The following is a 20,581-nucleotide window of genomic DNA, read 5'->3' as shown; positions in this document are numbered from 1 at the left end:
GGCCGACAAATCGGGGGTCCGCGCCCGAGCTTTGACTTTCGTTAAGGTGGCGTTTCACGGCAAGGTTATCGATAACTGACTTGAAACCGCTCGAAGGGACCGCCGCCATGCGCGACGTCATGACCAAGAGCATGGCCCGGAACGTCTTCTATGGCGGGTCATTGTTCTTTATCGCCATCTTTCTGGCGTTGTCGGTGCATAGCCACATCTATGCCCGCAACGTATCGACCGACGAATCCCTGCTGACCGAAAGCGTCGCTGCCGGAAAGCGGGTGTGGGAGAACAAGTCCTGCGTCAACTGCCACTCGCTGCTGGGCGAGGGCGCCTACTTTGCCCCCGAACTGGGCAACGTGATGAAACGCTGGGGCGTGCAGGACGACCCGGTCGCCGCCATGGACACGCTGAAATCCTGGATGGACGCCATGCCCACCGGGATCGAGGGCCGCCGGCAGATGCCCGGCTTCAACCTGACGGACGCCGAGTATCGCGCACTGGCCGACTTCCTGCTGTTCGTGGGCACGGTCAACACCCAGAACTGGCCGCCGAATGATGCCGGCTGAGGAGAAGAAAACGTCATGAAATACCACAGTCAACGCATCGCCTACGCCTACTTCGGCGTCGCGATGGCGCTCTTCGCGCTGCAGGTCACCTTCGGGCTGCTCATGGGTTACGTCTACGTCAACCCGAACTTCCTGTCGGAACTGCTGCCCTTCAACATCATTCGCATGCTGCACACCAACGCGCTGATCGTGTGGCTGCTGCTGGGCTTTTTCGGCGCGGCCTATTTCCTGGTCCCGGAAGAGGCCGAGCGTGAGATCCACTCGCCCCTGCTGGCCTATCTGCAGCTGGCGATCCTGACCCTCGGCACGCTGGGCGCGGTGCTGACCTATATCTTCAACTGGTTTGCCGGAAACTATTTCCTCGGGTCCCAGGGCCGCGAGTTCCTGGAGCAGCCGACCTGGGTCAAGGCCGGCATCGTCGTGGCCGCCCTGATCTTCCTGTTCAACGTCACGATGACGGTGCTCAAGGGGCGCAAGACGGCCATCTCGAACGTCCTGCTGCTGGGGCTGTGGGGGCTGGCGCTGCTGTTCCTGTTCGCCTTCTACAACCCGCACAACATCGTACTGGACAAGATGTACTGGTGGTACGTCGTCCACCTGTGGGTCGAAGGCGTGTGGGAACTGATCATGGCCTCGATCCTGGCGTTCCTGATGCTCAAGCTGACGGGCGTGGACCGCGAGGTCGTCGAGAAATGGCTGTATGTCATCGTCGCCACGGCGCTCTTCTCGGGCATCCTGGGGACGGGGCACCACTACTACTGGATCGGCCTGCCGGCGTACTGGCAGTGGATCGGCTCGATCTTCTCCAGCTTCGAGATCGTCCCGTTCTTCGCGATGATGTCCTTCGCCTTCGTGATGGTCTGGAAGGGCCGGCGCGACCACCCGAACAAGGCCGCCCTGCTGTGGAGCCTTGGCTGCTCGGTGCTGGCGTTCTTCGGCGCGGGCGTCTGGGGCTTCCTGCACACGCTGCACGGGGTGAACTACTACACCCACGGCACGCAGATCACCGCGGCCCACGGGCACCTGGCGTTCTATGGCGCCTATGTCTGCCTGGTGCTGGCGATCATCACCTATGCGATGCCGATCATGCGCAACCGCGACCCCTATAACCAGGTGCTCAACATGGCCTCGTTCTGGCTGCTGTCGGGCGGCATGCTGTTCATGACCTTCACGCTGACCTTTGCGGGCACGGTGCAGACGCACCTGCAGCGGGTGAACGGCGAAGCCTACATGGACGTGCAGGACCAACTGGCGATCTTCTACTGGATGCGCTTCGGCTCGGGTGTCGCGGTGGTGGTCGGTGCGCTGCTGTTCATCTATTCGGTGCTGGTCGTGCGGCGCGAAGTGGTGCTGCCCGGCCCCGCCCAGGTGCACCGTGACCAGGTGGCCCACCGGACCCCGGCGGAGTGATGGCAATGAACGCTCACGTCCAGACGAAGGAGGGGGCAAACGCCCCCTTCTATCTGCCCCAGCGCGACGAGATTGCGATGTTCGAGGCCGCGGCCCGCAACGACTTGCCGGTGCTGCTGAAGGGGCCGACGGGCTGCGGCAAGACCCGCTTCGTCAGCCACATGGCGGCGCGGCTGGGCCGGCCGCTTTACACCGTGGCCTGCCACGACGACCTGTCGGCGGCCGACCTGATCGGCCGCTATCTGCTGAAGGGCGGCGAGACGGTCTGGGTGGACGGCCCCCTGACGCGCGCCGTGCGCGAGGGCGCGATCTGCTATCTCGACGAGGTGGTCGAGGCCCGCAAGGACGTGACGGTCGTTCTGCACCCGCTGACCGACGACCGCCGCATCCTGCCCATCGACCGCACCGGAGAGGAGCTTGAGGCCGCATCGGGCTTCATGCTGGTCGCCTCCTACAACCCCGGCTATCAGAACATCCTCAAGACGCTCAAGCCGTCCACCCGCCAGCGGTTCCTGGCGATGGAGTTCGACTTTCCCGCCCCCGCGCAGGAAACGGCCATCGTCGTGCAGGAAAGCGGCCTGGACGAGGGCCGCAGCGCGGCACTGGTCCGATTGGCCGGCAAGCTGCGGGCGCTGAAGGGGCAGGACCTGGAAGAGGGCGTCTCGACCCGGCTGGTGGTCTATGCCGCCACCCTGATCGCAGGCGGGATGGACCTGAACCGCGCCGTCACCGCCGCCATGATCGAACCGTTGACCGACGACGCGGACGTCAAGCGCGGGCTGGCCGACCTGGTCGTGGCGGTTTTTGGCTGAACCGGGGCGACCGGGGCATGGCCCCGGTCCCCGCGAACCTTGGGACAAACAGGCAATGGCCGCGCATCGCATCGACTGGCACGAGATCGAACCCTGGGAACCCGAGGAGACGGTCGGCAAGCTGTGGCACGGCTGGGCAAGCGGCCTTGACGCGGTGCCCGTCCATGACGCCGCCCGCGTGACGCTGCCCCAGGTGGCGCCGCGTCTGGCCGTGCTGTTCCGGGGACTGGGCGGCGATCACGCGGTCGAGTTCCGGGCCAGCGCCGACCGCGTCAGCCGCCATCGGCTGAGCTGGCGCCGCCGCCTTGGGACCGAGGCCGAGGCCCTGCCGCAGGCCAGCTTTGACGGGGGCATCCTGCGGCTGCCTGCCACGCTGGCGATCCTGCCGACGATCGAGGCGAACGGGGCGCTGTATCTGTGGCTGGCGGCGCTGGCCGCGCATGCCGTGCCGCCGGTGGCGACCGACGACCCGCTGGCCCGCGACCTGGCGCATCTTGCCGCGGCCCGGTCGTCGGTCGCGGCCACGCTGCAGGCGGCCCCCGGCCTTCGCACGCTGCACGAGGAACTGGCGGCGCTGGTGCTTGCCACGCGCAGCACAGGCGCGCTGCCGGCCGACGAGGCCGCGGTCGAGGCGTTGGCCCGCGCCGCGCTTGGCGATCCCGCGCCGCTGCCGCCGCGCGCGCTGTCCCTGCAATCCGCCGACCCGGCCACCCTGCGCGCACCCCGCGGCTATCAGCCGATGCGCCCGGTCCCGCTGTGGATCGTGGCCGAGGAGGGGTTCATCTCGGCCGGCGACCGCGTCGAGACGCGAGAGGCCGAGGGCGAGGCCGAGCAATCGCAGGACCAGCCCGACAAGACCGTCCGCGCCCGCCGCCGCAAGTCCGACGCCGCCGAGCGCAAGGACAGCCTGATCCTGCACAAGTTCGAGGCGATCCTGAGCTGGGCCGAGTTCCTGAACCTCAACCGCCGGGTCGAGGATGACGACGACGACAGCGCCAAGAAGGCCGCCGATGACCAGGACGAACTGGGCCTGGGACAGATCAGCAAGGCGCCTGCGACCCGGCTGAAGCTGCATCTGGACCTTGCCCCCGAGGACGTGGACCGCGAGGCGCTGTCGGGTGTCTTCACCTATCCCGAATGGGACGCGCGGTCGGGCCGGTACTTGCCCGCGCACGCACGCGTGCTGGACGCCGAACCCTCGCCCCCGCCCGACGGCCCCGCGCCCTTCGACGAGGCGGCCCGCCGCCGCATCCGCGCCGTGCGCCGCCAGTTCGAGGCGATGCGCCCCGGCCGGGTCGTCACCACCGGCCACCGCGACGGCGAGGAACTGGACCTGGACGCGACCGTCCGGTCGCGCGTCGGCATCGCCGTGTCGGGCGAGGGGTCCGACCGCATCTGGAAACAGTCGCGCCCCCAGAACCGGGACCTGGCCGTCTCGATCCTGCTGGACATCTCGCGCTCGACCGAAAGCGCGGTGACCGGCCGCGCGGTCATCGACATCGAGCGCGAGGCGCTGGCGGCCCTGGCCTGGGGGCTGGACGCCTGCGGCGATCAGGTCGCGCTGCAGGCGTTCTGCTCGCTGCGGCGAGAGCGGGTGTTCGTGACCACCTGCAAGCGCTTCGACGAGCCGATGTCGCCGCTGATCGAACGCCGCATCGCGGCCCTGTCGCCACGATTCTACACCCGCCTGGGCGCCGGCATCCGCCATTCGGCCGCGGGGCTTGCGGCGCAGGGCCGCCGGCGGCGGCTGCTGCTGGTCATCACCGACGGCAAGCCCAACGACCTGGACCATTACGAGGGCCGCCACGGCATCGAGGACAGCGCCATGGCCGTGCGCGAGGCGCGGCGCATGGGGCACGCCGTGTTCGGCATCACCGTGGACCGCGACGCGAAATCGTGGTTCCCGCGCATCTTCGGCCAGGGCGGGCACGCGCTGATCCCGCATCCCGACCGCCTGCCCGAGGCGCTGCCGCAGATCTATCGCCAGCTCGTCGGCGCATGAGCGAGACACACGGCGCCGAACGCCTGCCCGGCGACCTGATGATCTGGGTGCTGATCGTCAGCGAACTGGCGGTCTTTGGTGCCGGTCTGCTGGTCTTTCTGTCGATCCGTCTGGGCGATCCTTCGGGCTTTGCCGCGGCGCAGGACCAGCTGCACCGCGTGTCGGCCGGGATCAACACGGTCGTGCTGGTCACGTCCGGCTGGCTGGCCGCGCGAGCCGTGCGCGCGGCCGAACACGGCCGGGCCGGCCCCGCCCGCGGCTGGCTGGGCCTTGCCGGGGCGCTGGGGGTGGTGTTCCTGATCCTCAAGGGCGTCGAATACGCCGACGCCCTGCACAAGGGAATCGGGTTCGAGACGCACAGCTTCTTCGCCTTCTACTGGATGCTGACGCTGTTTCACGCGGCCCATGTCGTGGCCGGGATCATCATCCTGGCGCTGGTGGCGATCCGCGCGCGGCCCGACCACGTCGAGGCGGGGGCGCAGTTCTGGCACATGGTCGATCTGGTCTGGGTCGTGCTGTTCCCCATCATCTATCTGCTGCGATGAGGGACGAGCTGACCCGCGCCTGGGTGGCGCTGATCGCACTCTCCGCGGCCTCGACGATGCTGGCCCTGGTGGTGCCGCGCGGCAGTGGTTCGGCGGCCGTGGGCGCGGCCATCCTGGCGCTTGCGTGGCTGAAGGCGCGCGTGATCCTGCGCCGCTATCTGGGACTGGCCGCCGTGCCCGACATCGGCCGGGGGTTCGACCTGGTGCTGGCGCTGGTCATGCTGGGGGCGCTGGGACTGTATCTGGCGGCCTGAGGCGCGGCGGGCCTACTTCATCCAGGCCTTGCCGGGGTCCTCGTTCGTCAGGTCGCGCAGCACGTCGAGATCGTCGATATGGGCCACGTTCGCATCGACCCGCACACCATAGGCGCGCAGCCGGCCAAAGGCCCGCGACAGGCTTTCCGGCTTCATCCCCAGGCGGCCGGCGATCAGGGTCTTGTTGTAGGGCATCGAAACCGAGCATTTGCCCTGTTCGCACGCGGCAAGATCCACCAGGAACTCGGCGACGCGCTGCACGCCCGACCGCGCCTTGAGCTGTTCGACCTGCGTGACCAGCGCCTGCAGATGCACATAGGTCGCGGCCAGCAGGGCGATGGCGAGCTCGGGGTCCTCGCGCATCTGGCGGCGCAACCGGCTGGCGTCGATGCGCAGCAGCGTCGTGTCTGTCGTGGCCTCGGCCGAGACGGGATAGGGCAGGTCGCGCAGGGCCACCGCCTCGCCGAAGGTGCGGCCGCGGGTGACGACCATCACCACCGCCTCGGCCCCGCTGGGGGCGATGCGGTAAAGCTTGATCCAGCCGTCCACGACGACATACAGCGCCTTCGCCGCCTCTCCCTGCAGGAACACGGTGCCCCCGGCGGGAAAATCCTGCATGTGAGAGAATTCCAGCACCTTGTCGCGCAGGGATTCCGAAAGGCCGGCCAGGATCGGAGTTTGCACGGCGATCCGTAGCATGTCGGCTTTCATGTCTCGTCCTGTCGCGGTTTTCGGGTGGCCGACTGTGACCATGTTTTCGGCCCGCGCACAACCGGCCCGCCCTTTGCCACGGTGCGGCTATGTGTCTGCGCGCATTCCGAGGGTTTTTCCGATGCGGGATGCGGCGAGTTCTCCGATCAGGCCGCGGCGGAACAGCAGGACGCAGACCATGAAGACGAGGCCGGTGATGATGGTGACGGGGAAGTCGGAGGTGGCCAGCCGGTTTTGCAGCGCGATCACGAGGCCTGCGCCGAACACCGGCCCGACCATGGTGCCGATCCCGCCCAGCAGGGTCATCAGGATGACCTCGCCCGACATCTGCCAGGCCACGTCGGTCAGGGTGGCGAACTGCAGGACCAGCGCCTTGAGCCCGCCCGCAAGCCCCGCCAGCGCCGCCGACATCACGAAGGCCGACAGCTTGTAGCGGGCGACCGAATAGCCCAGCGAGATCGCGCGCTGCTCGTTCTCGCGGATCGCCTTGAGGATCATCCCGAACGGCGAGTTCACGATCCGCCAGATGATCGCCAGCCCCAGCACGAACACCGCGGCGACGAAGAAGTACATCGCCAGCGGCCGGTTCAGGTCGATCAGTCCCAGCAGCATCCCGCGCGGCACGGACTGGATGCCGTCCTCGCCATGGGTGAAGGGCATCTGCAGGCAGGCGAAGAAGAACATCTGCGACAGCGCCAGGGTGACCATGGCAAAGTAGATCCCCTGCCGGCGGATCGCCACGGCGCCCATCACCAGCCCCAGTCCGGCCGCCCCGGCGACCCCCAGCAGCAGCGCCAGTTCCGGCGACCAGCCCCACACCTTGGCGGCATGGGCGGTGAAGTAGGCCGCCCCCCCGAAGAACGCGGCATGGCCGAAGGACAAAAGCCCCGTGTACCCCAAGAGCAGGTTGAAGGCCGCCGCAAACAGCGCAAAGCACAGCAGCGTCATCACGAAGACGGGGTAGAACAGGAAGGGCGCGGCGATCAGCGCGGCCAGTCCCGCGACGACCAGCGCGGCGGTCACGCCGGGGCGCGAGGGGGCCTGCGGGACCGCCGCCGCCGATGGGGTAGGGGTCGAACCGGACATCTCAGCCCTCCTTTCCGAACAGGCCGGCCGGGCGCAGGATCAGCACGATGGCCATGATGACGAAGATCACGATGTTGGACGCCTCGGGGTAGAAGACCTTGGTCAGCCCCTCGGCGACGCCCAGCATGTAGCCGGTCAGGATCGCGCCCAGGATCGACCCCATGCCGCCCACGACGACCACGGCGAAGACGACGATGATGATGTTGGACCCCATCAGCGGCGACACCTGATAGACCGGCGCCGCCAGCACGCCCGCCAGCGCGGCCAGCCCCGCCCCCAGCGCATAGGTCAGCGTCAGCAGCAGGGGCACGTTGATGCCAAAGCTTTGGACCAGGGTGGGGTTTTCCGTCGCGGCCCGCAGCGTGGCGCCCAGGCGGGTCTTTTCGATCAGCGCCCAGACCGCAAGGCAGGCCACCAGCGAGGCGACGATCACCCACGCCCGACCCACCGGCAGGAACATGAACCCCAGATTGACCCCCCAGTTCAGCGAGGCCGGCACAGGATAGGGCTGGCCCGACGCGCCGAAGACCCAGCGGAACCCGCCCTCGAGCGTGAGCGCGAGGCCGAAGGTGAACAGCAGCCCGTAGAGCGGGTCCAGCGCATACAGCCGCGACAGCATGGTGCGTTCCACCAGCGCGCTGACCGCGCCCACGATCAGTGGCGACAGCACCAGCGCCACCCAGTAGGGGATGCCCAGGTATTTCAGCCCCAGCAGCGCGACGAAGGCGCCGACCATGTACTGCGCCCCGTGGGCGAAGTTGATCACCCGCAGCAGGCCGAAGATGACGGCCAGCCCCAGCGACAGCAGCGCATAGAACGACCCGTTGATCAGCCCGACCAGCAGTTGCCCCAGCAGGGCCTGGACCGGGATCCCGAAGATCATCGTCATGTCAGACCCCCAGCGTTTCGTGCAGCATGCCCATCCGGGCCTCGAGGTCGCCGACCGGGAATTCCTGCGTCATGACGCCGTGGTCCATCACGTAGAAGCGGTCCGCCACCTTCGAGGCGAACCGGAAGTTCTGCTCCACCAGGACCACCGTCAGGCCGCGCGCCTTCAGCGTCCGCAGCACGTCGCCGATCGCCTGGATGATGACCGGGGCCAGCCCCTCGGTCGGCTCGTCCAGCAGCAGGCAGCGCGCGCCGGTCCGCAGGATGCGCGCCATCGCCAGCATCTGCTGCTCGCCCCCCGACAGCTTGGTGCCGGGGCTGTTGCGCCGTTCGCGCAGGTTGGGAAACAGGTCGTGGATCTCGGCGATCGACATCCCGCCCGGCGCGGTGACGGGCGGCAGCATCAGGTTTTCCTCGACCGTCAGCGTGGCGAAGATGCCGCGCTCCTCGGGGACGAAGCCCAGGCCCGCGCGGGCGGTGCGGTGCAGCGGCATCGCCATCAGGTCCTGTCCGGCAAAGGCGATGCGGCCCGTGCGCTTGCGCACGATGCCCATGATCGAGCGCAGCGTGGTGGTCTTGCCCATGCCGTTGCGGCCCAGGATGCAGACCGTCTCGCCCTCGGCCACGGTCATGGTGACGCCGTGCAGCACATGGCTTTCGCCGTACCAGGCGTTGAGGTCCGAGACCTCGAGCAGGGGGGTCATGCGTCGCTTCCCATATAGGCGGTGCGCACGCGCGGGTCCGCCGCGACCGTGGCATAGTCGCCGCGGGCGAGGATCTCGCCCCGTTGCAGCACCGTCACCTCGTCGCAGATGTCGGCCACGACGGACAGGTTGTGCTCGACCATCAGCACGGCGCGGTGGCGGGCCAGTTCGCGGATGATGGCGGCGACCATCTGCACGTCCTCGTGCCCCATGCCCGCCATCGGCTCGTCCAGCAGCAGCACCTCGGGGTCGAGCGCGAGCGTGGTCGCGATCTCCAGCACCCGCTTGCGGCCATAGGACAGGTCGGCGGCGCGCGTGTCGCGCCAGGGGGTCAGCCCCAACTCGTCGATCAGCACGCCGGCGCGGCCGTTCAGCACGTCCAGCGCCGACAGCGGCCGCCAGAACTGCCGATGCAGCTCGGCCGGGCGCTGCAGCGCGACCCGGATGTTCTCCAGCACCGTCAGGTGCGGAAACACGGCCGAGATCTGGAACGACCGCACCAGACCCATGCGCGCCACGGCGTCCGGCGCCATGCGCGTGATGTCGGTGCCCATCAGCGTGATCCGGCCCCGCGTCGGTTGCAGGAACTTGGTCAGCAGGTTGAACACGGTCGTCTTGCCGGCCCCGTTGGGACCGATCAGCGCATGGATCCGCGCATGGCGCACGTCCAGATCCACATTGTTCACGGCCGTGAAGCCGGCAAAGTCCCGGCCCAGACCGCGGGCGGACAGCACCACCCGCGGTTCGGCCGTCATGGCGGCGTCGGTCATGCTGTCACTTGACCAGCGGGCAACCCGACTTGGCCGGGTCCATATAGGCCTGGTCGCCGGGGATCGTCGCCAGCACGTTGTAATAGTCCCAGTCGGTGGTGACCTCCTCGGGCTTTTTCACCTGCATCAGGTACACGTCGGACAGCAGCCGTCCGTTCTGCGCGACCTTGGCGCCATTGGCGAAGACATCGTCCACCGGCATTTCGTGCATCTTGGCGGCGACAGCCTCGGTCTCGTCGGTGCCCGCCGCCTCGATGGCGCGCAGATAGTGCAGCACCCCCGAATAGGTCGCAGCGTGGATCATGTTCGGCATGGCGCCCGTGCGGTCCAGCATGCGCTTGCCGAACTCGGCCGTCTGCGGGGTGCGGTTCCAGTAGAAGCTTTCGGTCAGCGTCAGCCCCTGCGCGGCCTCCAGCCCCAGTCCATGCACTTCGGCCAGCGTGAACAGCAGCGCGGCCAGCTTCTGTCCGCCCTGCGTGATGCCGAACTCGGCCGCCTGCTTGATGGCGTTCTGCGTGTCCATGCCCGCGTTCGCCAGTCCGATGACCTTGGCGCCCGACGACTGCCCCTGCAGCAGGAACGACGAGAAGTCGGTCGTGGCCAGCGGATGCTTGACCGAGCCCGTGACCGTGCCGCCCTTTTCCTTGACGATGCCGGCCGTGTTGTCCTCGAGCGAGTAGCCGAAGGCATAGTCGGCGGTCAGGAAGAACCACGAATCCCCCCCCTGTTCCACCAGCGCGCCGCCGGTGCCCACGGCCAGTGCATGGGTGTCATAGGCCCAGTGGAATCCGTAGGGTGAGCACGCCTTGCCGGTCAGGTCGGTCGTGGCCGCCCCGGTGACAAGGTTGATCTTCTTTTTTTCCTGCGACAGCGCCTGCACGGCCAGCGCCACCGACGAGGTGGTCAGCTCCATGATCGAGTCGACCTGCTCGGTGTCATACCACTGGCGCGCGATGTTGGATGCGATGTCAGCCTTGTTCTGGTGGTCGGCGCTGACGACCTCGATCGGCATGTCCAGCACCTTGCCGCCGAAATCCTCGACGGCCATCTTGGCCGCCTCGACCGAGAACTTGCCGCCGAAGTCGGCGTAGACGCCCGACTGGTCGTTCAGAATGCCGATCTTGACCTTGCCGTCGGAAATCTCGGCCATCGCAGGCGTGGTCAACAGGGCCGCCGCAGCGGCCGAGAGCAGAAGTCGCGTCATTCATTATCCTCCCTGCAGGTGGCGGCGACGAGACCGCGCACCCCGTCGCCAGAGGTTGGTGCAGAGCGGCGCGCGATGCAACTGTCCAGTTGGCCAGTGCTTGACGGCCTGCCACGTTGGGTTGTCAGGGCCGCCGCGCTGCGCCACAACGGGCGAAAGATCGTGGGATGCGCACAGATGACCGACATTTCCGTCAGCGAACGAAGGCTGATCGCCGCGCTGGATCGTCTCGACTATGCGGTGGAGCGGGCCGCCGACCGGCTGGCCGCACAGGCCGCGGCCGTGCCGCCCGTGCCCGCGGCGCCCGCACCCGCTCCGCTGTCCGAGGATGTCGCGGCCCTGCATGATCGCCAGGCCGCCACCCTGGAGGCGTTGCAGACGCGGCTGGCCGAGGCGCACGAGCATCTGGCCAGCGCAGGCGAGCAGGCCGCGCGGCTGGCCGCGGCCAACGACGAGCTTGCCGCCGCCAACAGGGCGCTGATTGACGCGGCCAGCGACTGGGCCGGCAAGGGACCCGATGCCGTGGCCCTGGCGCTGAACGCCGAGATCGAGTCGCTGCGCGCCGCAAGCGCCGCCGAGATCGCGCAGATGGGCGAGATCCTGGACGCGCTGGACCGCATGCTGGGCGTGACCACCGCCCGGCCGCGCCCCCAGCCCCGCCGCCCGATGCCGGCCGCACCGGACGGTGCCGACGGGGCCGACATCCCGGCGCCGGCTGCGTTCCGTCCGGCCGGCGGACGCGCCGCGGCGATCCTGGCCGAAGCAGCCGCGCTGGACGACAACGGCGCTGTCCCCGATCTGGTCGTCGAGCGTGACGAGAGCGCCGTGCTGTTCGGCGGCGCCTATGGCGACGATCCCGACGACCTGCCCGATGACGACCTGCCCGATGTCGATGCCGATCCCGACCAGGAGCGCCGCTGATGCCCACCGTCGAATTCACCATTGGCCACAAGGATTACACCCTGTCCTGCCAGGAGGGCGAGGAGCGGCTGCTGCGCCGCGCCGCCGGGATGCTGGATGCCGAGGCGCGCGCCATCCTGGGCCAGGCGGGGCGGATGCCCGAGCCGCGCCTGCTGCTGCTGGCGGGGCTGATGCTGGCCGACCGCACCTCGGCGCTGGAGGATCGGGCGGCATCGGCCGAGCGGGAACTGGCGCGGCTGAAGGCCAATCCCCCGCGGGTCGAGGTGCCGGTGATCCCGCCCGCGCTGGCCGAGGGCATGGCCGAACTGGCGGCGCGCGCCGAATCGCTGGCCGACAAGGCCGAAGAACGGCTGGAGGGGTGAGGCCCCGCAGGAAACCCGGCGCAACCGCGCCGCGTTGAGCCTTGTCCACCACGGTTGGCAAAGGGGGCTGGCATGGCGTCGCGCGCGATCTGGAAGGGGCAGCTGCGCCTGTCGCTGGTGTCGATCCCCGTCGAGATCCACAGCGCCACCAAGACCGGCCGCCGGGTCAGCTTTCGCCAGATCCACGGCCCGACCGGCAAGCCCGTGAACTATGAAAAGGTCGTGGCCGGCGTCGGGCCGGTGGACAAGGACGACATCCTCAAGGGCTATGCGCTGGGCGACAACGAATACCTGCTGATCGAACCCGAGGAGATCGAGGCGATCCGGCTGGAGACGAAGAAGACCTTCGAGCTGGTGCAGTTCGTCGGGGCCGCCGAAATCTCGCCCCTGTATTACGCGCAGCCCTATTACATCGTGCCCACGGACGACCTGGCCGAGGATGCCTATCGCGTCGTGCGCGACGCGCTGCGCAGGTCCGGCAAGGTCGGGCTGGGGCAGCTGACCGTGCATGGCCGCGAACAGCTGTGCGCGGTCAGGCCCTGCGGCGACGGGCTGCTGATGGAGACGCTGTTCTACGCCGACGAGATCAAGGACGCGGATCCGCTGTTCTCGGCCATCGCGGACGAGCCCGCCGATGCCGAGCTGCTGGCCGTGGCCGAGCAGCTGATCGCGCGGAAGACCGCCCCCTTCGACGCGGCGGCATTCACCGACAACTATGACAAGGCGCTGCGTGCGCTGATCGAGGACAAGCGCAAGGGCCGCGCCCCCCGCGTGACGGCCGAGGGCAGCGGGCGGGCGTCCGCCGACAACGTGGTGGACCTGATGCAGGCGCTGAAGGAAAGCCTCAAGGCGTCGGGCGGGGCCGAGCCGGCCAGGGGCAAGGCCAAGGCGTCCGCCCGAAAGACCGCCGCCCGCAAGGCTGACCCGCAGGACGAGGCCGAGGACAAGCCCGCGCCGCGCCGGTCCACGCGCAAGGCCGGCTGATTGGCCGCGCGGTCCCACCCGCGCCTGGCAACCTATCGCGCCAAGCGCGACCCGGACGCGACGCCCGAGCCCTTTGACCCCGGCACGCCCTCGGCGGGCGCGCTGCGCTATTCGATGCAGAAGCACGCGGCGTCCCGGCTGCACTGGGACCTGCGGCTGGAATGGGACGGCGTGCTGCTGAGCTGGGCGGTGACGCGCGGCCCCTCGCTCGACCCGGCCGACAAGCGTCTGGCCGTGCGGACCGAGGATCACCCGATCAGCTATCTGACCTTCGAAGGGACGATCCCCAAGGGCCAGTATGGCGCGGGCACGGTGATGCTGTGGGATCTGGGCCACTGGCGTCCGGTCGCCGACGTCGAGGCGGGACTGGCCAAGGGCCACCTGCGGTTCCAGCTTTACGGCCGGCGCCTGACCGGGCTGTGGAACTTGGTCCGCGTCCGGGGCAGGCCGAACGAGCGCGCGGACAACTGGCTGATGGTCAAGGCCGAGGATGACGCCGCCCACAGGCCCGATCCGGTCGAGCGATACGGGACCAGCGTGTCCAGCGGCCGCGACATGGCGGCGATTGCCGCCGCCGCCCCGCGGGCCGCGCCGTTGGTTGATCCGCTGCCGCTGCCCCCGCCGGTGGGGCCGATGCTGCCTCGGCTGGTGGCGGACGCGCCGTCTGGCGGGGACTGGCTGCATGAACTGAAGATCGACGGCTATCGCGGCTTGGTCCAGCTGGGCCAAGGGGGGCCGCGCATCCTGACGCGCAACGGGCTGGACTGGACGGACCGGTTCGCGCCGCTGCTGCCGGCGCTGGCCGAGTTGCCCGCGCGCTCTGCCCTCATCGACGGAGAGATCGTCGCGGGCGCGGGCCAGCACGGGTTTCCTGCGCTGCAACAGGCCCTGACCGAGGGCGGGCCGTTCGCCTATATCGCCTTTGACCTGCTGGCGCTGGACGGGCACGACCTGACCGGCCAGCCGCTGACCGAGCGCCGGGCGGCGCTGGAACGGCTGCTGTCGGACATGCCGCCGATGGGACTGGTCGACCTGTCCACCGCCATCGCAGGGGACGGTGCGTCCGCCTTGCAGGCGGTGTGCGCGGCCGGGGGCGAGGGGATCGTCAGCAAGCGCGCGGGCTCGCCCTATCGTCCGGGGCGCACGGACAGCTGGCGCAAGACGAAATGCGCGCGCAGCATGACCTGCGCGGTGATCGGGTGGCTGCCCTCGGACAGTCCGGGGCGGCCGTTTTCCTCGCTGCTGCTGGCCAGCGCCGCGGAGGGAGGCGGCTGGCGCTATCGCGGCAAGGTGGGCACGGGATTTTCGGCCGGCGTGCAGGAGGATCTGGCCGCGCGGCTGGCCCCGCTGGCGCGAAAGACCGCGCCCGCCGCCGTGCCGCGCACCGACGCGCGGGGCGGGCGCTGGGTCGAGCCGGTGCTGATGGTCGAGGTCCGTCATGCGGGCCTGACCGCCGACGATCTGCTGCGCCATGCCAGCTTTCAGGGACTGCGCGAGGACAAGATGCCAGCCGATCCACCCAGGCCCGCCGACCGACCGCCCGCCACGGCCCGAGTCGCCCCCAGGTGCGCCGCGCCCGGCCCCAAGGTCGCGGGCGTCACCATCACCAGCGCCGACCGTGTCGTGTTTCCCGACCTGGGCGTGACCAAGGGCGAGGTCGCCGCCTACTATGCCGCCATCGCACCCCTGATGCTGCCGTTCGCCGCCGACCGGCCGCTGGCCTTGGTGCGCCTGCCCCAGGGCGTGGGCGGCGAGAGCTTTTTCCAGAAGCACGCCGGCCGGGGCTTTCCTCCCCAGGTCCGGCTGGCGTCCCTGCCCGGCGAGGACGAGCCGGCGATGTATGTGGCCGACGCGGCCGGGCTGGTCGCCGCCGCGCAGAGGGGCACGGTCGAGTTCCACATCCGCGGGACCCGCCGCGACCGGCCCGACCGCCCCGACCGGCTGGTGTTTGATCTGGACCCCGACGAGGCGCTGGGCTTTGGCGAGGTCCGTCGCGCGGCGGTGGACCTGCGCGGCCGGCTGGACGGGCTGGGCCTGCCAAGCTGGCCGATGGTCACGGGGGGCAAGGGTATCCACGTCGTCTGCGACCTGCGCCGCACGGTCGGCTGGGACACCGTGACGCTGTTCGCGCGCACGCTGGCCACGATGATGTCGGCCGAGGAACCCGACCGTTTCGTCGCCGTCATGTCCAAGGCACGGCGGCAGGGCCGCATCTTCGTGGACTGGCTGCGCAACGAGCCGCAAGCGACCGCGATCAGCCCGTTCTCGCTGCGGGCGCGGGCCGGTGCGCGGGTGGCGATGCCGGTGTCCTGGGGGGTGCTGGACGACCTGACCGGCGCGGATGCGTTCGACATCCGCAACGCCGCCGAGCAGGCGGAACGGGTCGCCCCCGAGCGCACGCGCCCCATGAGCCTGGACAGGGCGGTGCGCGCGCTGGTGTCGGGATCGCGCGGCCTGTCGCGATCATGACAAATAACGGTCATGTAAGTGTCATGAACCAGCCCTAGAGAGCCTCTGGCAATCCATGCGTTACAAGGAGCCTTCCATGAGCATGATGAAGATGACCGCCTCGGCGCTGGCCATGGTCGCCGCCTCGGCCACCGCGGCCGCCGCGCGCGACAACGTGCAGGTCGCGGGGTCGTCGACGGTTCTGCCCTATGCCACCATCGTGGCCGAGGCCTTCGCCGAGAACACCGACTTTGCCGCCCCGGTCGTGGAAAGCGGCGGCTCGTCGGCGGGTCTGAAGCAGTTCTGCGAAGGCGTGGGCGCAAACACCATCGACGTCGCGAACTCGTCGCGTCCGATCCGCGAGGCCGAGCTGGCCACCTGCAAGGAAAACGGCGTCACCAACATCATGGAAGTCCGCTTCGGCTATGACGGGATCGTCTTCGCCTCGGACATCAACGGCGCCGATTTCGTGCTGACGCCCAAGGACGTGTTCATGGCGCTGGCCAAGGACGTCGTTGTCGATGGCAAGGTCGTCGCCAACCCGGCCACCAAGTGGAACCAGGTGAACCCCGCGCTGCCCGACCAGGAGATCACCGTCTACGTCCCCGGCACCAAGCACGGCACGCGCGAAGTGTTCGAGGAAAAGGTCATGGCCGTGGGCTGCGAGGAGGCCGGCGCGCTGGACGCGCTGACCGCGGCCAATGGCGGCGACGAGGACAAGGGCGAGGCCGCGTGCATCACCCTGCGCACCGACGGACGGTCCGTGGACATCGACGGCGACTATACTGAAACGCTGGCCCGGATCGATTCCAACAAGGCCAGCGTCGGCGTGTTCGGCCTGTCGTTCTACGAGAACAACACCGACAAGCTGAAGGTGGCCACGATCAACGGCGTCACGCCCACGGTCGAGACGGTCGCCAAGGGCGAATACCCCGTGTCGCGCCCGCTGTTCTTCTATGTGAAGAAGGACCACATCGGCACCATCCCGGGCCTGCAGGAATACGCCGAATTCTTCGTTTCGGACGCCATCGCCGGCCCCGGCGGCCCGCTGTCCGAGTATGGCCTGGTGCCTGACCCGGAACTGGCCGCCGTCCAGGCGGCCGTGGCCGAGGGCGCAACCATCACGATGCCGTAAGGCGCGCGACCGCGACAACGGGGCGGGCCGTTCGGCCCGCCCTCTGCCAAGGGGCCGTGCAACCCTGGCGACCGCCGAACCGACGACTGCCCCGGACATCCCGCCCCGCGAGGACCGATGCCTACTTTCTGGATCATGATCACCGTCCTTGCCCTGGCCGCCGCAGGGTTTGTGGTGGGCCGCAGCCAAGCGGTGCGCGCGGTGTCGGGCAATACCCGCCTGCTGCATTCGCGCCCGAACTACTACGGCTGGAACGTCGCGCTGTTCACGGCCTTGCCGCCGCTGCTGCTGCTGCTGATCTGGGTGCTGGCGCAGCCGGCGATCGTCGCGCGCGCCGTCGAGGACCATATCCCGGCCGAGGCGATTGCCGACAACGAAAGCCGCAGCCTGCTGATGGCCGATGTCCAGCGCTCTGCGACAGAGCTGGGCCGCGCCGTCTCGGCCGGCACCCTGACCGAGGCCGAGGCGGCGGCCCTGACCCCGCTGGACAAGGCCGCGTTCGACCGGCTGGCGAAAGCCGGCGCCAAGGTGTCCGACACGCCCCATGTCCTGGCCGCGGCGCAGGATTACCGCAGCATCAACAAGACCGCCGCGCGGCTGCTGACCGGCCTTGCGCTGGCCTTGGCGCTGGGCGGCATGGCGCTGGCACTGAGCCGCACCGTGCCCGAGTTCCGCGCCCGCAACGTGGTCGAACAGGTCGTCCGCGGCGTGCTGATCCTGTGTTCGCTGATCGCCATCGCCACGACCGTGGGCATCGTGCTGTCGCTGGTCTTCGAATCGTACAACTTCTTTCGGCTGTATCCCTGGCAGGATTTCTTCTTCGGCACCGAATGGACGCCCAGCTTCGGCGGCGGATCAAAGCTGGGCATCCTGCCGCTGCTGTGGGGGACGCTTTATATCTCGGTCATCGCCCTGCTGGTGGCGGTGCCGATCGGGCTGTTCGCCGCGGTCTACATGTCGGAATACGCCAGCCAGCGCGTCCGCTCGATCGTCAAGCCGGCGATCGAGGTCCTGGCGGGCATCCCCACCATCGTCTATGGCCTGTTCGCCCTTGTGACGGTGGGGCCGCTGATCCGGGACTGGCTGGCCATGCCGCTGGGACTGGGCAACAGCGCCTCGTCGGTGATGACGGCGGGGCTGGTGATGGGGATGATGCTGATCCCGTTCGTCAGCTCGCTGTCGGACGACATCATCAACGCGGTGCCCCAGTCGCTGCGCGACGGCAGCCTCGCGCTGGGCTCGACGCCTTCGGAAACCATCCGGCAGGTCGTGCTGCCCGCGGCGCTGCCGGGGATCGTCGGCGCGGTGCTGCTGGCCGCCTCGCGCGCGATCGGCGAGACGATGATCGTCGTGCTGGGGGCAGGCGCCATGGCGCGCATCAGCCCCAACCCCTTCGAGGCGATGACCACCATCACCGTCAAGATCGTGGGCCAGCTGACCGGCGACAATGACTTTGCCAGCCCGGAAACGCTGGTCGCCTTTGCCCTGGGGCTGACGCTGTTCGTCATCACCCTGGGGCTGAACGTGTTCGCGCTGTATATCGTGCGCAAATATCGGGAACAGTACGAATGACCGATGTCCCCTCGAACCTGCCGCGTCCGGTGGGACCCGGCGCACCCTCGGCGCCGCAGGCCAGGTCGCTGCTGATCGCCGACGCGCGCACCCGCCGCCGCAACGCCGCGGAAAAGCGGTTCCGCCTGTATGGCATCCTGGCGATCGCGGTGGCGATGCTGGCGCTGGTGTTCCTGCTGTTCACCATCCTGCGCGACGGATCCAGCGCGTTCGTGCAGACCTATGCCAAGATCCCGATGACGATCGAGGCGTCCATCGTCGATCCGCAGGGCAACCGCGACCCCGCGCAGATGGCCAAGGTCCTGACGACCTCGTACGGCAAGATCCTGCAGGACTCGCTGGCCCGGTATCTGGACGACAACGACATCGTGGTCGAGGGTCTGGGCGACAAGGACATCCAGGGCTTCTTTTCCGCGCAGGGACGGGCCGACATGCGCCAGGCGGTTCTGGCCGACCCGTCGCTGGTGGGGCAGGTGGTCGAGGTGCCGGTCCTGACCACATCGCGCGTCGATGGCATGTTCAAGGGCCGGGTGTCGCGGGAATCGGCGGCGGTGGACGCCAGGACCTCGGTCGCGCAATACGACTTGGCGATGGCGCTGGCGGAACGCGGCGACCTTCAGACGCGGTTCAACTGGGACTTCGTCACCGGCACCGACAGCTCTGACACGCGGCCGGAAAGCGCGGGCTTGGGGGTCGCGATCATCGGGTCGTTCTACATGATGCTGATCGTGCTGGTGCTGGCGCTGCCCATCGGGGTCGCCACCTCGATCTATCTCGAGGAGTTCGCGCCCAGGAACCGGCTGACCGACCTGATCGAGGTCAACATCTCGAACCTGGCGGCGGTGCCGTCGATCGTGTTCGGCATCCTGGGCCTGGCCGCGTTTATCAACGTCATGGGCCTGCCGCGGTCCGCGCCCATCGTGGGCGGCCTGGTGCTGACGCTGATGACGCTGCCCACGATCATCATCTCGACCCGCGCGGCGCTGCGCGCGGTGCCGCCGTCGATCCGCGACGCCGCGCTGGGCGTCGGCGCGTCGCGGATGCAGACGGTGTTTCACCACGTCCTGCCGCTGGCCATGCCGGGCATCCTGACGGGCACGATCATCGGCCTGGCGCAGGCGCTGGGCGAGACGGCGCCGCTGATGCTGATCGGCATGGTGGCCTTTGTCACCACCTATCCGTCGGCGCCGCCGCAGGGGTTCTTCGACCCCGCCTCGGCCCTGCCGGTCCAGGTCTTCAACTGGACGCAACGGGCGGACCCCGCGTTCTTTGAACGCGCGTCCGGTGCCATCATCGTCCTGCTGGCCTTCATGCTGGCCATGAACCTGCTTGCCATCTACCTGCGCCGACGCTTCGAGCGCCGCTGGTAAGCCATCCACGGGAGCCATAACTATGAACGACATGTATCTGGCGGAGAGAGCCGTGGACACGCAGGCAAGGCCCATCAAGTTCAAGTGCAGCGATGTGCAGGTCTGGTATGGCGACAAGCACGCGATCAAGGACGTCAGCGTCGATCTTGAGGACAAGACCGTCACGGCCTTCATTGGGCCGTCGGGCTGCGGCAAGTCCACCTTCCTGCGCTGCCTGAACCGGATGAACGACACGATTCCCGTGGCCAAGGTCACGGGCCGGATGCTGCTGGACGGCGACGACATCTATGACCGGCGGGTCGATCCCGTGCAGTTGCGCGCCCGCGTGGGCATGGTCTTTCAAAAGCCCAACCCGTTCCCCAAGTCGATCTACGACAACGTGGCCTATGGCCCCAAGATCCACGGGCTGGCGCGCAACAAGGCCGAACTGGATGTGGTCGTCGAAAAGGCGCTGCGCGGCGCGGCGCTGTGGGACGAGGTCAAGGACCGGCTGCAGGAAACCGGCACCGGCCTGTCGGGCGGCCAGCAGCAGCGCCTGTGCATCGCGCGGGCCGTGGCGACCGCGCCCGAGGTGCTGCTGATGGACGAGCCCTGCTCGGCGCTGGACCCCATCGCCACCGCCCAGGTCGAGGAGCTGATCGACGAGTTGCGCGAGACGTTCTCGGTGGTGATCGTCACGCATTCGATGCAGCAGGCGGCGCGGGTCAGCCAGAAGACGGCCTTCTTCCACCTGGGCAACCTGGTCGAGTACGGCTCGACCGACGACATTTTCACCCGCCCGCAGGACCCGCGGACGGAAAGCTATATTTCCGGCCGAATCGGCTGATCCGCGTCATCGCAACA

Annotated in this window: 20 protein-coding genes; 14 read left to right on the top strand and 6 right to left on the bottom strand. The window is 68.7% G+C overall.

Features of this window, described 5'->3' with window-relative positions; translation table 11 throughout:
• Nucleotides 1–107 precede the first annotated feature (107 nt).
• From DPQ23_RS12790 to DPQ23_RS12765, 6 genes are read left to right on the top strand one after another with little or no spacing between them, the layout of a single operon-like run.
• Nucleotides 108–560: a c-type cytochrome gene (locus DPQ23_RS12790; protein WP_112875179.1), complete on the top strand. Its 453-nt coding sequence runs from the start codon at nucleotides 108–110 to the stop codon at nucleotides 558–560.
• A gap of 15 nt (nucleotides 561–575) precedes the next feature.
• Nucleotides 576–1,970 carry a cbb3-type cytochrome c oxidase subunit I gene (locus DPQ23_RS12785; protein WP_112875178.1) on the top strand — a complete coding sequence of 465 codons (1,395 nt, stop codon included), beginning with the start codon at nucleotides 576–578 and terminating at the stop codon, nucleotides 1,968–1,970.
• Between the two features lie 5 nt (nucleotides 1,971–1,975).
• Nucleotides 1,976–2,782: a CbbQ/NirQ/NorQ/GpvN family protein gene (locus DPQ23_RS12780; protein ID WP_112875189.1), complete on the top strand. Its 807-nt coding sequence runs from the start codon at nucleotides 1,976–1,978 to the stop codon at nucleotides 2,780–2,782.
• Between the two features lie 55 nt (nucleotides 2,783–2,837).
• Nucleotides 2,838–4,784, top strand: a complete 1,947-nt coding sequence (locus tag DPQ23_RS12775; protein WP_112875177.1) for a nitric oxide reductase activation protein NorD — start codon at nucleotides 2,838–2,840, stop codon at nucleotides 4,782–4,784.
• The gene (locus DPQ23_RS12770; RefSeq protein WP_112875176.1) at nucleotides 4,781–5,329 is read left to right on the top strand and encodes a cytochrome c oxidase subunit 3; all 549 of its coding nucleotides are present in this window, start codon (nucleotides 4,781–4,783) and stop codon (nucleotides 5,327–5,329) included. The genes DPQ23_RS12775 and DPQ23_RS12770 overlap by 4 nt, the downstream gene beginning before the upstream one ends.
• Nucleotides 5,326–5,583: a nitric oxide reductase F protein gene (locus tag DPQ23_RS12765; protein WP_112875175.1), complete on the top strand. Its 258-nt coding sequence runs from the start codon at nucleotides 5,326–5,328 to the stop codon at nucleotides 5,581–5,583. The genes DPQ23_RS12770 and DPQ23_RS12765 overlap by 4 nt, the downstream gene beginning before the upstream one ends.
• Before the next feature lie 12 nt (nucleotides 5,584–5,595).
• Here the strand turns inward: DPQ23_RS12765 and DPQ23_RS12760 are convergent, their stop codons facing one another.
• From DPQ23_RS12760 to DPQ23_RS12735, 6 genes are all read right to left on the bottom strand, one after another.
• Nucleotides 5,596–6,294, bottom strand: coding sequence for a Crp/Fnr family transcriptional regulator (locus DPQ23_RS12760; RefSeq protein ID WP_112875174.1), 699 nt, complete (start codon nucleotides 6,292–6,294; stop codon nucleotides 5,596–5,598).
• An 87-nt stretch (nucleotides 6,295–6,381) separates the two neighbouring features.
• Entirely contained in the window at nucleotides 6,382–7,380 is a 999-nt protein-coding gene (locus DPQ23_RS12755) for a branched-chain amino acid ABC transporter permease (protein ID WP_112875173.1), read from the bottom strand.
• Between the two features lies 1 nt (nucleotide 7,381).
• Nucleotides 7,382–8,269 (bottom strand): branched-chain amino acid ABC transporter permease, encoded by an 888-nt coding sequence (locus tag DPQ23_RS12750; RefSeq protein ID WP_112875172.1) that lies wholly within the window; start codon nucleotides 8,267–8,269, stop codon nucleotides 7,382–7,384.
• Between the two features lies 1 nt (nucleotide 8,270).
• On the bottom strand, nucleotides 8,271–8,972 hold the full coding sequence (locus DPQ23_RS12745) for an ABC transporter ATP-binding protein (RefSeq protein WP_112875171.1): 702 nt from the start codon (nucleotides 8,970–8,972) through the stop codon (nucleotides 8,271–8,273).
• Entirely contained in the window at nucleotides 8,969–9,742 is a 774-nt protein-coding gene (locus DPQ23_RS12740; RefSeq protein ID WP_170310794.1) for an ABC transporter ATP-binding protein, read from the bottom strand. Before DPQ23_RS12740 ends, DPQ23_RS12745 begins: the two co-directional genes overlap by 4 nt.
• Before the next feature lie 4 nt (nucleotides 9,743–9,746).
• A complete protein-coding gene (locus tag DPQ23_RS12735) occupies nucleotides 9,747–10,946 on the bottom strand; it encodes an ABC transporter substrate-binding protein (protein ID WP_112875169.1) in 1,200 nt (399 codons plus the stop codon).
• A gap of 177 nt (nucleotides 10,947–11,123) precedes the next feature.
• On the opposite strand from DPQ23_RS12735, the gene DPQ23_RS15755 reads away from it, so the two are divergent.
• From DPQ23_RS15755 to pstB, 8 genes are all read left to right on the top strand, one after another.
• Nucleotides 11,124–11,867, top strand: a complete 744-nt coding sequence (locus DPQ23_RS15755) for a hypothetical protein (RefSeq protein WP_205961462.1) — start codon at nucleotides 11,124–11,126, stop codon at nucleotides 11,865–11,867.
• The gene (locus tag DPQ23_RS12725; RefSeq protein WP_112875168.1) at nucleotides 11,867–12,229 is read left to right on the top strand and encodes a cell division protein ZapA; all 363 of its coding nucleotides are present in this window, start codon (nucleotides 11,867–11,869) and stop codon (nucleotides 12,227–12,229) included. The genes DPQ23_RS15755 and DPQ23_RS12725 overlap by 1 nt, the downstream gene beginning before the upstream one ends.
• Before the next feature lie 72 nt (nucleotides 12,230–12,301).
• On the top strand, nucleotides 12,302–13,213 hold the full coding sequence (gene ku, locus DPQ23_RS12720) for a non-homologous end joining protein Ku (protein ID WP_112875167.1): 912 nt from the start codon (nucleotides 12,302–12,304) through the stop codon (nucleotides 13,211–13,213).
• Complete coding sequence (ligD, locus tag DPQ23_RS12715) at nucleotides 13,214–15,682, top strand: DNA ligase D (RefSeq protein WP_240602708.1); 2,469 nt, start codon at nucleotides 13,214–13,216, stop codon at nucleotides 15,680–15,682.
• Nucleotides 15,683–15,758: 76 nt separating this feature from the next.
• Nucleotides 15,759–16,796 (top strand): PstS family phosphate ABC transporter substrate-binding protein, encoded by a 1,038-nt coding sequence (locus tag DPQ23_RS12710; RefSeq protein ID WP_112875166.1) that lies wholly within the window; start codon nucleotides 15,759–15,761, stop codon nucleotides 16,794–16,796.
• 117 nt (nucleotides 16,797–16,913) lie between these two features.
• Nucleotides 16,914–18,368, top strand: coding sequence for a phosphate ABC transporter permease subunit PstC (gene pstC, locus DPQ23_RS12705; RefSeq protein WP_112875165.1), 1,455 nt, complete (start codon nucleotides 16,914–16,916; stop codon nucleotides 18,366–18,368).
• A complete protein-coding gene (gene pstA, locus DPQ23_RS12700; RefSeq protein ID WP_112875164.1) occupies nucleotides 18,365–19,738 on the top strand; it encodes a phosphate ABC transporter permease PstA in 1,374 nt (457 codons plus the stop codon). The genes pstC and pstA overlap by 4 nt, the downstream gene beginning before the upstream one ends.
• Nucleotides 19,739–19,760: 22 nt before the next feature.
• The gene (gene pstB / locus DPQ23_RS12695) at nucleotides 19,761–20,564 is read left to right on the top strand and encodes a phosphate ABC transporter ATP-binding protein PstB (protein WP_112875163.1); all 804 of its coding nucleotides are present in this window, start codon (nucleotides 19,761–19,763) and stop codon (nucleotides 20,562–20,564) included.
• Nucleotides 20,565–20,581: the final 17 nt, after the last annotated feature.

This window comes from Paracoccus endophyticus, from assembly GCF_003286075.1.
In the GTDB taxonomy this organism is placed as follows: Bacteria; Pseudomonadota; Alphaproteobacteria; order Rhodobacterales; family Rhodobacteraceae; genus Paracoccus; species Paracoccus endophyticus.
The sequence above is the reverse complement of the archived record's forward strand: the minus strand, read 5'-3'. Positions and strand labels throughout refer to the sequence as shown.